At 37.9% G+C, this 15035-nt stretch carries 19 protein-coding genes and 1 tRNA gene; 9 read left to right on the top strand and 11 right to left on the bottom strand.

The window, feature by feature from the left end:
- The first annotated feature begins 8 nt into the window (after window positions 1-8).
- The 4 genes from BQ7997_RS02040 to uxuA all read left to right on the top strand — a co-directional run bounded on the left by BQ7997_RS02040 (window position 9) and on the right by uxuA (window position 3789).
- Entirely contained in the window at window positions 9-296 is a 288-nt protein-coding gene (locus tag BQ7997_RS02040) for a YtxH domain-containing protein (protein ID WP_044654880.1), read from the top strand.
- A gap of 378 nt (window positions 297-674) precedes the next feature.
- Window positions 675-1745, top strand: a complete 1071-nt coding sequence (locus BQ7997_RS02035) for a LacI family DNA-binding transcriptional regulator (RefSeq protein WP_073343027.1) — start codon at window positions 675-677, stop codon at window positions 1743-1745.
- 20 nt (window positions 1746-1765) lie between these two features.
- On the top strand, window positions 1766-2578 hold the full coding sequence (locus tag BQ7997_RS02030) for an SDR family oxidoreductase (protein WP_008643544.1): 813 nt from the start codon (window positions 1766-1768) through the stop codon (window positions 2576-2578).
- A 41-nt stretch (window positions 2579-2619) separates the two neighbouring features.
- Entirely contained in the window at window positions 2620-3789 is a 1170-nt protein-coding gene (gene uxuA, locus BQ7997_RS02025; RefSeq protein ID WP_022138900.1) for a mannonate dehydratase, read from the top strand.
- 76 nt (window positions 3790-3865) lie between these two features.
- Here uxuA and BQ7997_RS02020 read toward each other — a convergent pair whose 3' ends face one another.
- Together BQ7997_RS02020 and BQ7997_RS02015 are read right to left on the bottom strand one after the other, a co-directional pair.
- The gene (locus BQ7997_RS02020) at window positions 3866-4462 is read right to left on the bottom strand and encodes a 3'-5' exonuclease (RefSeq protein WP_073343024.1); all 597 of its coding nucleotides are present in this window, start codon (window positions 4460-4462) and stop codon (window positions 3866-3868) included.
- Between the two features lie 259 nt (window positions 4463-4721).
- Window positions 4722-4997 carry a putative quinol monooxygenase gene (locus BQ7997_RS02015; RefSeq protein WP_073343022.1) on the bottom strand — a complete coding sequence of 92 codons (276 nt, stop codon included), beginning with the start codon at window positions 4995-4997 and terminating at the stop codon, window positions 4722-4724.
- A gap of 331 nt (window positions 4998-5328) precedes the next feature.
- Between BQ7997_RS02015 and BQ7997_RS02010 the strand changes: the two genes are divergently transcribed.
- The 4 genes from BQ7997_RS02010 to rsgA all read left to right on the top strand — a co-directional run bounded on the left by BQ7997_RS02010 (window position 5329) and on the right by rsgA (window position 8968).
- Entirely contained in the window at window positions 5329-6168 is an 840-nt protein-coding gene (locus tag BQ7997_RS02010; RefSeq protein WP_073343019.1) for an RteC domain-containing protein, read from the top strand.
- A 108-nt stretch (window positions 6169-6276) separates the two neighbouring features.
- On the top strand, window positions 6277-6879 hold the full coding sequence (locus BQ7997_RS02005) for a DUF1062 domain-containing protein (protein WP_073343017.1): 603 nt from the start codon (window positions 6277-6279) through the stop codon (window positions 6877-6879).
- 78 nt (window positions 6880-6957) lie between these two features.
- Entirely contained in the window at window positions 6958-7659 is a 702-nt protein-coding gene (locus BQ7997_RS02000; RefSeq protein ID WP_073343014.1) for an SIMPL domain-containing protein, read from the top strand.
- A 217-nt stretch (window positions 7660-7876) separates the two neighbouring features.
- Complete coding sequence (gene rsgA / locus BQ7997_RS01995) at window positions 7877-8968, top strand: ribosome small subunit-dependent GTPase A (RefSeq protein WP_073343012.1); 1092 nt, start codon at window positions 7877-7879, stop codon at window positions 8966-8968.
- A gap of 100 nt (window positions 8969-9068) precedes the next feature.
- On the opposite strand, the gene BQ7997_RS01990 is transcribed toward rsgA, so the two are convergent.
- The 9 genes from BQ7997_RS01990 to BQ7997_RS01950 form a co-directional block, all read right to left on the bottom strand.
- Complete coding sequence (locus tag BQ7997_RS01990; RefSeq protein ID WP_022136704.1) at window positions 9069-9635, bottom strand: GrpB family protein; 567 nt, start codon at window positions 9633-9635, stop codon at window positions 9069-9071.
- A 46-nt stretch (window positions 9636-9681) separates the two neighbouring features.
- Window positions 9682-10023 carry a hypothetical protein gene (locus BQ7997_RS01985; RefSeq protein ID WP_022136705.1) on the bottom strand — a complete coding sequence of 114 codons (342 nt, stop codon included), beginning with the start codon at window positions 10021-10023 and terminating at the stop codon, window positions 9682-9684.
- A gap of 79 nt (window positions 10024-10102) precedes the next feature.
- On the bottom strand, window positions 10103-10507 hold the full coding sequence (locus BQ7997_RS01980; protein ID WP_073343009.1) for a hypothetical protein: 405 nt from the start codon (window positions 10505-10507) through the stop codon (window positions 10103-10105).
- 43 nt (window positions 10508-10550) lie between these two features.
- Window positions 10551-11069 (bottom strand): Imm26 family immunity protein, encoded by a 519-nt coding sequence (locus BQ7997_RS01975; protein ID WP_073343007.1) that lies wholly within the window; start codon window positions 11067-11069, stop codon window positions 10551-10553.
- Window positions 11070-11137: 68 nt separating this feature from the next.
- Window positions 11138-11659: a DUF2262 domain-containing protein gene (locus tag BQ7997_RS01970; RefSeq protein WP_073343004.1), complete on the bottom strand. Its 522-nt coding sequence runs from the start codon at window positions 11657-11659 to the stop codon at window positions 11138-11140.
- A 69-nt stretch (window positions 11660-11728) separates the two neighbouring features.
- Entirely contained in the window at window positions 11729-12319 is a 591-nt protein-coding gene (locus BQ7997_RS01965; protein WP_139260877.1) for an imm11 family protein, read from the bottom strand.
- Between the two features lie 23 nt (window positions 12320-12342).
- The gene (locus tag BQ7997_RS01960; RefSeq protein WP_022136707.1) at window positions 12343-13095 is read right to left on the bottom strand and encodes an Imm43 family immunity protein; all 753 of its coding nucleotides are present in this window, start codon (window positions 13093-13095) and stop codon (window positions 12343-12345) included.
- 89 nt (window positions 13096-13184) lie between these two features.
- Window positions 13185-13799: a hypothetical protein gene (locus tag BQ7997_RS01955; protein WP_073343000.1), complete on the bottom strand. Its 615-nt coding sequence runs from the start codon at window positions 13797-13799 to the stop codon at window positions 13185-13187.
- A 104-nt stretch (window positions 13800-13903) separates the two neighbouring features.
- Window positions 13904-14620 carry a WGR domain-containing protein gene (locus BQ7997_RS01950; RefSeq protein WP_073342998.1) on the bottom strand — a complete coding sequence of 239 codons (717 nt, stop codon included), beginning with the start codon at window positions 14618-14620 and terminating at the stop codon, window positions 13904-13906.
- Window positions 14621-14938: 318 nt separating this feature from the next.
- Between BQ7997_RS01950 and BQ7997_RS01940 the strand changes: the two genes are divergently transcribed.
- Window positions 14939-14993: transfer RNA gene (locus tag BQ7997_RS01940), tRNA-OTHER, on the top strand.
- The last annotated feature ends 42 nt before the right edge of the window (window positions 14994-15035 follow it).

Here is a 15035-nt window from a genome sequence, read left to right as displayed (position 1 = left end):
ATTTGATTATGGAATGTAGACATGGTAATTTTTGGATTGGACTCGGAATCGGATCAATCCTGGGTGCGGTAGCTTACCGCCTTTCACGCACTGCGAAAGCTAAACAGTTGGAAAGCGAAATTTATGATGCTATCCACCGTATTGGTCGTGACGCAGAGGCTGCAGCAGCTTGCGCTGAAAAGAAAGCGATGAACCTCGGACTTAAAGCAGTAGAAACCGGAGCCGAAATTGCTGATAAAGTAGCAGCCGAAGCAGATAAAGTGGCTGACAAAGCAAAAGATAAATGGGGAAAATAATAATCCCAGAATTGGTAATCAGCTAGGATATAGTTGATTACCAATTTCTATATAGTAACTACCTGTCATTTACATCACTTAAAACCTTTATGTGTGCCCGTGCACACTTTATACATTTTACCATTCTTTTTCATTCTTTTCCGGAATAAAGGTACTTTGTTTCTTGGCCTTTTCTACTCTATAAATGTACATTTTATGATTCTTTCTGCCGTTTTTCTTATGTTTTACAACATGAATGTATTATTCTATTTGTTGTTAAGTTTCTGATTATTAGTAGTATATGTCCTTTTGTGTGTAAATGTGTGTGCGCACACACTATTGTGTAATTCAATAATTCATTTTACTTTTGTCATCGAAAAACAAGATACTTATTAAAATATGGATAAAGAATTCTCAAATATTCGTATTGTGGACATAGCCAAGATGGCTGGTGTCTCTGTCGGTACGGTAGACCGGGTTATTCATAATCGTGGGCGGGTATCTGAGGAAAACAGGAAGAAAGTGCAGACTATTTTGGAAATGGTGCATTACCAGCCCAATCTAATGGCACGGTCTTTAGCTTCCAAGAAACAATATCATCTTGTTGCCATTATACCGTCTTTTACTCAAGGAGAGTATTGGGAAGCCATTTCAGAAGGTATTGACAAAGTAGCTTCGGAGATGGAATCGTACAATATAACGATTACCAAACTTTTTTTCGACCAATATAACAATAAAACGTTTGATGATATTACCCGAAACCTGCTGGATGAGAAAGTGGACGGAGTGCTGATTGCTACCCTGTTTACTGATTCGGTTATCCGTCTTTCGCAGGAACTGGACAGGAATGAGATTCCTTATATCTATGTCGATTCAAATATCGAAGGACAACACCAACTGGCTTATTTCGGAACAGAATCTTATGATGCAGGAGTCATTGCGGCAAGGTTATTGACCGACAGGCTTTCACCTGCTTCGGATATCCTGATGGCAAGGATTATCCACAGTGGAAAGAACGATTCTAATCAGGGAAAGAACCGCAGGGACGGCTTTTGTCATTATCTGAAAGAAATAGGATTTGCCGGAAAGCTGCATGAAGTAGAATTGAAAATCAACGATTCTGTATATAATTTCACTAAACTCGATGAAATATTCGATGTAAATTCGCATATAGAGGGCGCTATTATTTTTAATTCAACCTGCTATATCCTCGGAAATTATCTGAAGGCAAGAGAAATGCAAACGGTGAAACTGGTAGGCTATGACCTTATCGAGCGGAATACCCAACTGCTTTCAGAAGGAGTTATCACTGCATTAGTTGCCCAACGTCCCGAAAGGCAGGGGTATGAAGGTATCAAGTCTTTATGCAATCATCTGCTATTCAAGCAAAATTCAGAAAAGGTAAACCTGATGCCGATTGATATTCTCTTGAAGGAAAACTTGAAATATTATCTGAACAATAAGCTATAAACATATAAATTTTAGAAACCATGAATGAATTATTTAACGTAAAAGACAAAGTTGTTGTAATCACCGGTGGAGCCGGAATCTTAGGTAAAGGAATTGCTGCATACCTCGCAAAAGAAGGTGCAAAAGTGGTTGTACTCGACAGAAGCGAAGAAGCAGGAAAAGCATTGGTGGATAGCATCAAAGCTGAAGGAAACGAAGCTATGTTCCTTTATACCGATGTAATGGACAAAGAAGTATTGGAAGGCAACAAAGTAGAAATCATGAAAGCCTATGGTCGCATTGATGTATTGCTGAACGCTGCCGGTGGTAACATGGCAGGTGCTACAATTGCACCGGACAAGACTTTCTTTGACTTGCAGATTGACGCATTCAAGAAAGTGGTAGACTTGAACCTGTTCGGTACAGTATTGCCTACAATGGTATTTGCTGAAATCATGGTTGAACAGAAGAAAGGCTCTATCGTAAACTTCTGCTCTGAATCAGCTCTCCGTCCGTTGACTCGCGTAGTAGGCTATGGCGCAGCAAAAGCAGCTATTGCTAACTTTACCAAATATATGGCAGGCGAACTGGCTCTGAAATTCGGTAACGGTCTGCGTGTAAACGCTATCGCACCGGGATTCTTCCTGACAGACCAAAACCGTGCGTTGTTGACCAACCCGGATGGTTCTCTGACTGACCGTTCAAAAACGATTCTCGCTCATACTCCGTTCAACCGTTTCGGTGAACCGGAAGACCTTTATGGAACAATCCATTATCTGATTAGTGATGCTTCCAACTTCGTGACAGGTACAGTAGCTGTTATCGACGGTGGTTTCGACGCATTCTCTATCTAAATTATTTTAATCGTAATTAGTAATCAGTAAATAGAAACTATATGTATTTATGTGAACAAACTTGGCGCTGGTACGGCCCTAACGACCCAGTAAGCTTGTGGGATATTAAACAAGCGGGCGCTACCGGTATAGTAAATGCTCTTCATCACATTCCGAACGGTGAAGTATGGACAGTGGAAGAAATCATGAAGCGTAAGCAAATGATTGAAGAAGTAGGTCTGACGTGGTCTGTTGTAGAAAGTGTACCTGTACACGAACATATCAAGACACAGACAGGCGACTTCATGAAATATATCGAAAACTATAAAGAAAGCATCCGTAATCTGGCGAAATGCGGCGTAATGGTAGTTACTTACAATTTCATGCCTGTATTGGACTGGACACGTACCGACCTTGCCTATACAATGCCCGACGGTTCTAAAGCCCTTCGTTTTGAAAAAGCGGCTTTCGTAGCTTTCGACCTTTTCATCCTGAAACGCCCGAACGCGGAAAAAGACTATACTCCTGAAGAAATCGCCAAAGCAAAAGCCCGTTTCGAACAAATGAGCGAAGACGACAAGAATCTCTTGGTTCGCAACATGATTGCCGGACTTCCGGGTTCTGAAGAAAGCTTCACAGTAGAACAGTTCCAGGAAGCGCTTGACCGTTACAACGACATTGACGCTGAAAAACTTCGTTCCAACTTGATTTTCTTTTTGAAAGAAATTGCTCCCGTTGCCGATGAGGTAGGAGTGAAGCTGGTGATTCACCCGGACGACCCTCCTTATACAATCTTAGGCCTGCCGCGTATTCTGAGTACGGAAGAAGATTTCAAGAAACTGATTGAAGCCGTACCTAACGAATCCAATGGTCTTTGCCTGTGCACAGGTTCTTTCGGAGTACGTGCCGATAATGACCTTGCCGGCATGATGGAACGTTTCGGTGATCGTGTGAACTTCGTACACTTGCGCAGTACACAGCGTGACGAAGAAGGAAACTTCTACGAAGCTAACCACCTGGAAGGAAATGTGGATATGTACAACGTAATGAAAGCTCTTATTCTTCTGCAACAACGTCGCAAATGCTCTATTGCTATGCGTCCCGACCACGGACATCAGATGATTGATGACTTGAAGAAGAAAACAAACCCGGGATATTCTTGCTTGGGCCGCCTTCGCGGATTGGCGGAGCTTCGCGGTCTTGAAATGGGTATCGCTAAGTCTATCCTCTAATCGAAGTACATAATTAGCACTTTATAATAAAAAACACTATGGCTGTTATTGATTGAAATAATAGTTGTAGTGTTTTTTATTTGGTCTTTTTCACCGGTTGGGGAATAAGTATATCGAACAAGTCTCCGATGTGCGTATCTTTATCAGCTTTTTTTGCAGGTTTCGCTTTCCTCGGTTCGGGAATAATTAGCAATGCAATTTGTGCGCAAGCCTCTGCATCAGCAAGTGCGTGGTGGTGATTCTCCAGATTATATCCGCATCGTTCCGCTACCGTATGCAACTGATGATTAGGCAAATCTTTCCCGAATACCTTCCTTGAAGTACGACAGGTACAATAAAACTTATAATTGGGATAAGTCATATCATACAATTCGTGAACCGCACGGAGACAACCTTCATCAAAAGGACTGTTGTGGGCTACAAGCGGCAATCCATCTATCAACGGCTTGATTTCCGCCCATACATCGGGGAAATCTTCCGCTTCTATCGTATCGTCATAAGTCAATCCGTGAATAGCCGTTGTCCATTGCGTATAATAATTAGGAGCAGGACGAATCAGACGATAGATTTTATTCACAATCTTACCATCTCTTACAATGACAACACCGACACTGCATACACTGGTGCGCTTGCTGTTGGCTGTTTCAAAGTCGATTGCTGCAAAGTTTCTCATTAATCCTATTGTTTTTTTTGAATACAAATGTATTGAATTAGAATTTATTCTTTCTATATTTAGCTGCAAAATAAATCCAATAAGATTATGCTAACAAAAATAATGAAAGAATTTATGAGAAACTGGACTAATCACTTCATACAGCCTCAATCCCGTAGGATATGTAAAAAGAGAGAAACATCCTTTCCTTCCGAAGAAGAATGTCTCCCTCTTTCTGATGATACTTGGATAGATAGTATATCCATTCTCCGTGATTCATCTAGAATTCGAATTTCTCCAGTTTCATTTCAGCTAATTCCTGAATGATACCTACATACTTGGCAAAATGAGCGGATTTCTCGTGAGCAGCCAATACTTCAGCATTCTGCCATGTTTCACAAATCATGAAAACGTCGTGGCGGGTACTGCTTTCGAAAGTATCATAAGCAATGCATCCTTCTTCCTTCAAAGAACAAGCAGTCAGTTCCTTAGCTGCTTCAATCGCTTTTTCGCGGTTTGTCTCGCTTACACGGACAAAAACATTCAATCTTATCATAGTCTTTATTATTAAATGATTAAAAATAGCTTTATCACATCTTTGTGAGTAAATCGTAGGCAAAGATACTATTTTTGTGCTTTTTGAGACTGCTTGTTCTTTAAATTTCACCAAAACGTCATATAATCATAAAAAACGATTATATTTGCCCCTGAAATCAAAAAGTAACTATTTTGGGCGCAACTCTTAAATTTGTTCTGGCTTAATATTAGCCTCACGAACCACAGGCTAATTTCTTTCGTTTGAGTAATTCCACTCGAACCGGTTTTTCATTTTGTTATTTTTATTATTTACTGCATGGTTTTTCGGAACATATGCGATATGAAAACGAATGGAAAATTTCGTAAGAAACAATAAGCTAAGCATAGAAAAAGAGATTGAACGAATTGAGCGCCAGCCGATTGCCCTGATTGATAAGATAAAACAAATTATTGATGTCATACAGACCTCACTTATTCTGTTGAAGTCAACCGTTGCCGAATATCAATTCTCGAATTCAGCAGAAGAGATTTTTTTCTTTAAAACCTGGAAGCCGCAAATTTCCGGGCTATTGATGTTTTATGTCCGCTTGTATCAGATTGAAAAGAAACGTATCGGAGAATCTCCGTCTTCCCAATGCAAATCTCTGAAGTCGGAACTGGAGAATTTGAGGAAATACTTCCTGAATAATCCCTTTTATGATTATTACCGTACTGGCAGGACGGAACTCGATGAACAATATTTTGTCAGAAGAAACTATGACATTCTAGCAGATACCCGTTTCGGCTTATTGGACAGGGATTCTTCTTTTACTACCCTGCATGATTCAAGTGTGGCGGAAATCATAGCCAACAATCGTCTGGCGGAATATCTGTCTGCTGAAATAGAGATATTATCAGACGAGCTTCATCTGAAACTCACTTCAATAGTAGAAAGCCGGATATTGCAGTGGACGGATAGCAAAGTCGCTTTGGTTGAGTTTATCTATGCCCTGTATGCGGGCAAATGCTTCAACAATGGAAATACTAGTTTAAAAGACATAGCTTTCTGTTGCGAAACTCTTTTTAGTATTGAGATAGGAGACTTTTATCGTATCTTTCTGGAAATCAGAAACCGGAAGAAGAGTAGGACGCAGTTTCTTGATAAGTTGAAAGATAAAATTATTAAGATGATGGATGAGCTGGACAGATAAATTTCATGCCGTCTTGTGACATCTTGTGAATTATACAAATGGCTAATATCCAACTTTGCGAAGAAAAAGATTTGATTCACAAAGAAAGATAACAGCTTTTGTATAATTATGGAAACAATATTTACATGGGAGATCAGGGTGAAGAATTGCCCTTTGTTGATTAAGAAATGCAGCCACTGCGATAGTGACCGCTTTTATTGCAGTGATAAGTTCAGAATGAATGCACAGAAAAAGAACATTGATGTCTGGCTAATTTATAGGTGTGTGAAGTGCGATAACACTTGTAATATGACTTTGCTTTCGCGTACTAAACCCGACCTGATTGATAAGAAACTGTTTCATAGCTTTTCTATGAATGATAGGGAAACGGCCTGGCAATATGCTTTCTCAGCCGGAATAGCAAGTAAGAACAATCTTCAATTAGACTATGATAGCGTTGAATATGAGGTGACGAGTGACATTTCATCGGAAGTCATAATGGATATGACCGGTGAGGTGATAAGTGTTCGAATCAAATGTGATTTTGACTTGAACCTGAAATTGTCATCATTGATAAAGAGATGTCTTCCACTTTCCAGTACCCGTTTAAAGCGTATGTTTGAGCAGGGAGAGATTTCTCTTCTTTCGGGCAAACAGCCTTATAAGTATAAGGTAAAGAAAGGAGATGTTATTTTGATACATAGAAAGTGCTTGCTTGATATTCTAGGATGAAGTCCGTAATATGGATTTTTTTTATAGCTTTGTAAACTGATGGCATATAAAAGTAATATCACCCTAATAATCGAAGATATGAAAAAAGTATTTTTATTGGCTTTTGCCTTATTCGCATGGAATATCCTTGCCAATGCTCAGGAAAGTGATGAAAGATATGTTGAAGTAACCGGCTCTTCGGAGATAGAAGTCGTGCCGGATGAAATACATTTTCTGATTCAGATAAAGGAATATTGGGAAGAAGAATATACAGGTAAATCGAAGAAAGAGGAAGACTTTCGGACGAAAGTGCCATTGGCTATGATTGAGAAGGATTTGCGCCGGAGTCTGCGTAAAATCGGAATATCGGATGAGGCTATCCGTACGCAGGAAGTAGGGGACTATTGGCGGCAGCGGGGAAAGGAGTTTCTGATAGGCAAGCAACTGGATATCCGTCTTGCGGATTTCGAGCAAATCAATTCCATAATCCGTTCTGTCAATACATGGGGAATTGAATCAATGCGTATCGGGGAACTGAAACATAAGGATTTGCCTATGTACAGGAAGCAGGGAAAGATTGAAGCGCTGAAAGCAGCCCGTGAGAAAGCATCCTATCTGGTGGAAGCAATGGGACAGCAATTGGGTGAAGTCATTCGTATCGTTGAACCTGCCGATAACAACATAAGCCGTTATATTCCTTTTCAGGCACAGAGCAATGTCAGCATGGGGACGGCAGCTACCGAACAGTACCGTGTCATCAAGCTGAGATATGAAATGACCGCTCGTTTTGCCATAAAATAAAAAAAATGCCTATCTTTGCCGCATGACTAAAAATAATAAATCGGATTTGGTTTAGTAAACAGTCTGTGTCTGTGACACAGGTTGTCCTTTCGTTTGCTCTCGAATGATTCCTTTCGGGAGTAGTTCTTGTGTCTTTATAATTTCAATTTTAAACTGCGTACAATGACAGAAAAAGCATTGTTATGCTTTCAATGCGTACGTTCTATACATTAAGATAATGAATAACGAAAATAATACCAATCCTCAATCCGGCATTAACCTGAATATGTATGGCTGGAATGATAAACTAGACCAACTTAAAAAAGAATCATTATATAGTACTCTTGCCCACGGTCGTGTATCCATTGTGCATCGGACATGTTATGAGATAGTGTCCGAAAGCGGACTGTTTCAGTGCGAACTGACAGGAAACATGATGTACGGAAAATCGGATTTCGAATTACCTTGTACGGGCGATTGGGTAATCTTTCAGCCGTTCGATGAAAATAAAGGGATTATAGTTGATATGCTGCCCCGTGAACGGACACTGTATCGTAAGAAAAGCGGGACGGTTGCCGATAAACAAGCCATTGCTTCTTATGTCGATAAGGCTTTTATAGTACAAAGTCTTGATGATAATTTCAATATCCGCAGAGTAGAACGTTTTATGGCTCAGATATTGGAAGAAAACATCAGTTCCGTGTTGGTACTCAATAAAGCCGATTTGGATTTTGACAGGCAGAGTGTTGAAGGACAAATAAGGCATATCGCCTGTCAGATACCCGTCTTTTTTACAAGTATCCGCCAACCGGAGACTATTCTCCGGCTACGCGAATCCATATCAGAAGGTGAAACAGTTGTATTTGTCGGCTCTTCGGGCGTTGGGAAAAGCTCTTTGGTGAATGCACTTTGTGAAAAGTCGGTATTGCTCACATCTGATATAAGTCTGTCCACAGGAAAAGGCCGTCATACTTCGACCCGTCGTGAAATGGTATTGATGAACAGTTCGGGTGTTTTAATCGACACTCCGGGCGTCCGTGAATTTGGCTTGGCCATTGATAATCCCGATTCTCTTGCCGAAGTATTGGAAATCTCCGACTATGCGGAGTCGTGCCGTTTCAAGGATTGCAAACATATCAACGAACCGGGCTGTGCTGTTATAGAAGCAGTCAATAGCGGCGCATTAGATTCAAAAGTTTATGCAAGCTATCTGAAACTTCGTCGGGAAGCGTGGCATTTCTCCGCTTCCGAACATGAGAAACGTAAAAAGGAGAAATCCTTTACCAAACTGGTGGAGGAAGTGAAGAACCGCAAGGATGCAAGCCGCTGATTCTACTCAAAATGCGATGCAGGTATCACTGGATGCCTGCATCGTGTTTATTCTGACTTATATTTATCTTAAACAGGTATTTATGAAAGAGCTTTATTTATTACTTATTGTCATATCTGCTTGTAAAAAGTAGTTTCCCTTCCTGGGTGTACTGTTTTATGAAATCCCCTTTTTGAAAAGTGTACATATTCCTGTCATGCTCATACTGTTTCCACAAATCAAGTTTAAGTTGTTCATATTCTTTGGCAATGACAGCATTTGTTTGAAGATAGTCTCTGAAATACAATTCATCATTATCCCCTTCATAACATAAATGTAGATGAAATACCCGCTCGGCAAATCCTTGTAAAGTGTAACCTTTATTGAAATCAATACGACTGCTGTTCTCTGCCATGCAGAGATAGCCGCATCTTTCAATTATGACTTTCAAATCGGAGATTTTCTCTTCTCTTGGAATTTCCACAAGTATATCTATGATAGGCTTTGCCCATATTCCTTTGATGGCTGTGCTACCTATATGGTTAATACGTTCAATACAAGGAAGTTCCTCTGTCAGTAATTCCGCTTCTTCCTTATACCAGTCTGCCCAGTATTCTTGGTGTGCAGTCAGGGTTATGGGAAATAATTGCCAAAGTTCGTCTAATGGTAATTCGGTCAATTTTTTCATATTTCAACTATTTATTGTAGTCTTAAATACTAATGGGTAAACGTTGTCACGTTTCGTTAGTGACTTTTTTCTGTTGTGAGTTATTTAGACGTTGAACTAGCATCTTCTTAAACTCTGTACTATTACATCCATTTATAAGTTTTCTGTACTCAAGGAATTTTGTTTTTGGATACACAGACTCTATTAAATGTAGCAATGTCCATTCTATGCCATATAAAGCAGTAGGCGGAAAGAGCTTGATTAAAATATGCGCTTCCTCCAAAGTGATAGGCTGAACTATTTTGTCCAATAAGTCGGCATATTCATCAACTAATGTAGCCGTTATTCGTTCGTCTGCTTCATCGGGCATTGCACCCATTAAAGCTAATTGTTCAATTTCTTTTCTCATATTCTTTTTGTAGTTGGTGTTAATGCTAAAGGGTATGCGGGGAATGCTGCTAAGCGTTATCACGCTTTGTTAGCAATATTTATTCATCCTTTTGCTCCTCTAAGAATTCATTTATCCATTCTTTAACTCCCTCGTCAATATCCTTTTGTAAGGCTTCTTCTAATATCATAATGCCCTCTGCCTTTTCGTCATTATCAAGCGTATTCAAGTATCTGTTCACCATCCAAACATTATATTCTGTAGGCTGTCTACGAACTGAATCATATAAAAAGGGAACATATACTTCATGGGCAAATCCCTCTAAGTAACGCACTATGTTACCCGGATTGCCAAAATTGAAAAAGGGGAACTTTTCAAGTAACTTAAACAGTGGCTCTATCAATATCTTATCTTGAATTGGCAAGATTGACTCAACCTTTTGCAAATCCTCATGCGATTGCAGATTGACATTATTGATTTTAGAAATGATTTCTGTTGTATTCATAAATACTATATTTTATATTCGTTTATTACTAATGTGTTGGCAGTTAATTGCTATTTAAGCAATTAAGCTGTTTGTTAACAGCTAATTTTTGTATTATTCTATTTTCTAAGTCAATTGGGAACCACACAATAGAAAATTCATACTTTACGATTTCAGCCCTTTGGATAAAAGTTTCTTTTTGGGTTCCAAAATCTTTTAGTCGAAATTCTTCTCCTATACCAAATACCATTTTGAGATTGTTATAATTCGAATCTGTGATTTTATTATAATTCTCTGTTTGCCCAATAACTTTCCATCTTTTTTTTACAACACCATCCCAGAAGACTTGGATAGGAGAAAACATAACTCCTGACTTGATAATATCTTCTATTCTCGTATAGGCAGAACCTATCTTGTTGAAAATTTCAACTAAGACAGAAGAACTGGTTTCTATTACTCTTCCAAAAACATATTCTCTATTCAAATCTTCCTCGCTCAGTTTAATCTTTAATTTCCAATCATCCTTGGGCATAAATAGAGGAATACAAAATATTACTCCCGGTGTTACTATTATCTTCTTCATAATTATTTAGTGCTAATGGTTAGATAAGGAGCTACGTTTAGCGGCTAACTTGGCTCGTAATAACTTAATTATCCCTCTAAACCACAGCATTTATAATGAACGGGATTAGAGTTCATAAAACGACAAAGAATAATATGACCAAAGAAATAATCAGGATTACACCCTAAATACAACTCAACCAATGGATTTTCATCGTTTTCATCAAGTACCAGATTTATGGATTGAAGTTTAATACTTTGTAAGAAATCTTTTTGTGGTATTGGTACAAAAACTTTCTCACCTTCATCTGTTAGATAACACTCCTCGTTTACATTTTCGACCTTAAATGCTTCATCTGCAATCCATTCTGCTGCAAGATTTATCATATCAGCATCAAGAATGGACTGGAAGCACTCTTTTTGAGTGTCGTTTATCTGTTGTAGGCATTGTCGTACTTGCAATAGGAGTATTGATAAATCAGCGTTTTCATTTCCATTTGGAAAGATTGTAACATTACAATCCATACCCCATATAGATACACTATGCTCATAACTCAAAGGTGTATCAAGCTTTTGGAAGTTCGTTGTCTTTAGTTGTGCTATTGCTGTCATATTATAGTCGTAATCAAATTGTTATTAATGGCTTGACAAGGAGCTGCGTTTAGCAGCTATCTTGGTTCGTTAATAGTATATTTCCAGTTCCTTAGCAAAAGACATACAATTAAACTTATTAGCCTTAATCACTTTTCTGAACATTTCCGATACCACTATTTGATTATCAAACGAGCATCGGACTATATTATAATTAATGCCATATTCCTCTAATGGTGATGCTATCAATGTGCGTTTCTCAAATTCATAACTCTTATCCACAGGAGAAATAGAATAGATACTTTTCTCCATATCGTAACATTCTATATGGTTATGAATATTCATAGCGGAATAGCTATTACACATCTTTCCTTTATAATAGAATATGGCATCAAAAAATTGTACATCATTTGGGAAATGTTCCTCTATTACCTGCCTTATACGTTCTGATACTATTTGTCCCCCATAAACAGTATTGAGAACATCATAAGTGATTAAGCGGTCAAAAGAAACAGTACTATTTTCTGCATCCCTATAGACTAACGGAGAAGATAGGTATTCATGAATATAGTTACCCAAATTTAGGTCAGAACCTAATTTTGAGGAAATATGGGGATTTTGACTTTCATCCAATATTAATGGATAATTAGGTCGTGATGTGATTTGTAAAAAGTATCTCATGTTGTATGTCTTTCTTATTACTATTAATGGCTTGACAAAAAGCTGCGTTTAGCAGCTATCTTGGCTTGTTGACAATGAATTAAGTAAGAATTATTATATGGCAACATTTCGTAATTATGTTGATTGTTAAAAATGAAAGGATAATCTTCCGCTTTGTATAATTGCGGATTACTGAAATGTTTGAGCACATCTTCCTTTGCAACCTCGTTCAATATTAAAGTTTCTTCATTGCAAAATTCAAATAGAGAAAAAACATTTTTATCGACTATATTTCGCTTCAATTCCATAAACGGGTATAAAAAATGATTTCTTATTCCTGCCGCTCTTTTGAAAGTATCTTTCTGAAAATCAAAAAGTGTATCATCACTTTTGATAAATCGAAGTGCATAGTAGTTCTTTGATACTAAACTATTTCCAGCCAAGTCTAAGATATTTAGCTTTGCTTGCTCATAATAATTTTTATCAATACCATTTGTGGATAAGAAGTTCAAAAAACTTTCAGATACAAACTTTATTGATGTACCTACATCACAAGAGTAGTAATCGAAATCAATTTCTTTGTATTTCTTTTTGGTAACTACCATAAACATTTCACAGGGAAATTGAAATTCTCCTGTTGGATATTCCGAATTAAAGCGGTTATACATTTTCCATTTCTCATCATAAATCTTACGAGGTTGCTCTAAATCAAACTGTGATTTAAGAATAAAATCATTCTGCAAAGGATAACCTTTAGGCAGGTGAGTTCGATTAAACCATATATATAATTCTTTCATTGCTATGTATTATTGTTAATGGCTAAGCGGGGAACACTGTTCAAGTGTTATCACGCTTTGTTAGCACCGTTTTCTCTATTCATATCAAATTACTCCGGATATATTTTTTGAGTTGTACCGTCACTCAATATTTCAAGGATTGAAATATCATCATACATTATTATGTAGTGACGCTCAAAATATGCATCTACCCAAACTTTTTGTGTTATACCGCAAATCCTATCATCTTGGTATGAATAGTAAAGTTCTTCATATTCGCTTCTATTACCAAAACTATAAGCACTCTTGATTTTGTTATCTTTTATTTGAGCGATAGTAACTCTCTCTAATCTTGCATTTGTTTCGTTTTCAAATACACTACCAAAAGAGTATTGAATGGTTGAATCAGAAGAATAAAAATAGAATTTGTTAGAAACTATCCATTGACTATTCAAATCATTAAACGAATCATATTCGACACCATTAATAATTTGATTGTCGGTATTTAATAAATAACATTGTCTATTTGCTCCCGGTTTAGATGCTTTTTTTAGAAATCTCCCCGGTTTATTCCCAAGTAACTCACTATAAAATGGTAGAATTGAATAAGGTGGAATTACACCTTGTCCCCATTTTGAAGCTACCCCTATTTTATTTGCTTCTTCTTTAAGGAACGCAAACTCTCTTTTATTACGCTCAAATAGTATTTCTAATTCTTTTTTCATATTCTTTGTAGTTGGTGCTAATGCATTAATAACCACACCTCATGGTGTCGTTCCTAATCTCTATTATCCTCATATTTTTGCTACCTATCAGTTTGATATTATTATCACTTGTCGATAGGAAATGAAAGTAAGTCGTCAATCATTCTGCTTTGGATCTCGGTCAAACCATTTCCCCAAAGTAAAGCTAATCTTTTGATAGCTTTAACTCCTTGTTCTTGTAATTGGGGTGAGAGATGCCCAGTGATTTTTATTTGTCCAAAGGCAGTAGCGTAAGTCACCATGTCGCTTTGTGTCATATCCATTTCTTTCTTTGAAGCTAGTTTTTTAACCACTTCGGGCTCAAGACTTTCAACAGGAATATATTCCATGCCCCAGTCGTGTTCTATCAGATACTTGGGATAATCAGGAAAGTTGAGTTTGGGATTTTTTCTGATCGTTTCTTCAAGAGAATCTAACGTATCACTTCCCTCATCGCTGCCAAACGGTGCTTCTTCGTCTACACAATCATAATAGAGTTCTTCCGTGAAGTGTTCGGTAAATCGGGGGTGGGAAGTTTTGGGATGCAATCCGTATTCTTCGGAATCGATATAGATTTTGTTCATAAAGTCAAATCCGGTATCTTCCACATATCCTTTTTTCTCTTTTGAGCGAATAAGTTTTTCAGCTTGTTTCAGACATTCTTCTTCCGTCTCAAATTCCTTGATTTCAAACTTGCCGATACTGCCGGACTTGCCGTAATTTACGGAGAAATCATAGCCGCTATAATCAATGCACCAGAATTTGTGAGATTTCTCGTCTTTATAGATAAATGCTCTTTTCATAAATATTGTGTGTTTATTGTTGGCAGGGAGATTAATGCGTTAATATCTCTGCTATACGCAAAAGTATGAAAACTGTTGGGTTATCACCTATATGTCTTCGTTTTTCTTCTGTATTCTTGCAAAATAAGTCCCGTTCATTCATTTTTTACTGTTTTTTCAAGAAAACAGCAAAAAAGTTTGAGTTACGCAAAAAGGCTGCGTACCACTACTTCTATCTTTGTCGAAGAAACAAGAAAACAGGTCAAGTACGGGTTACTTCAACACACTCTTTAAGGTAGAACATTACCAGTACGATTATCCGTTTTCCAGTTTCGCAAAGGAGCAGTAGCTCAGTGGGTAGAGACGGTCACCGGTTCGACTCCGGTCTGCTCCACAAAAACAAATATAGAGGTAGGACAGTAGCTTCGGTATTATC

Origin of the sequence: Bacteroides congonensis, assembly GCF_900130125.1 — a bacterium.
Taxonomy (GTDB): domain Bacteria; phylum Bacteroidota; class Bacteroidia; order Bacteroidales; family Bacteroidaceae; genus Bacteroides; species Bacteroides congonensis.
The sequence above is the reverse complement of the archived record's forward strand: the minus strand, read 5'-3'. Positions and strand labels throughout refer to the sequence as shown.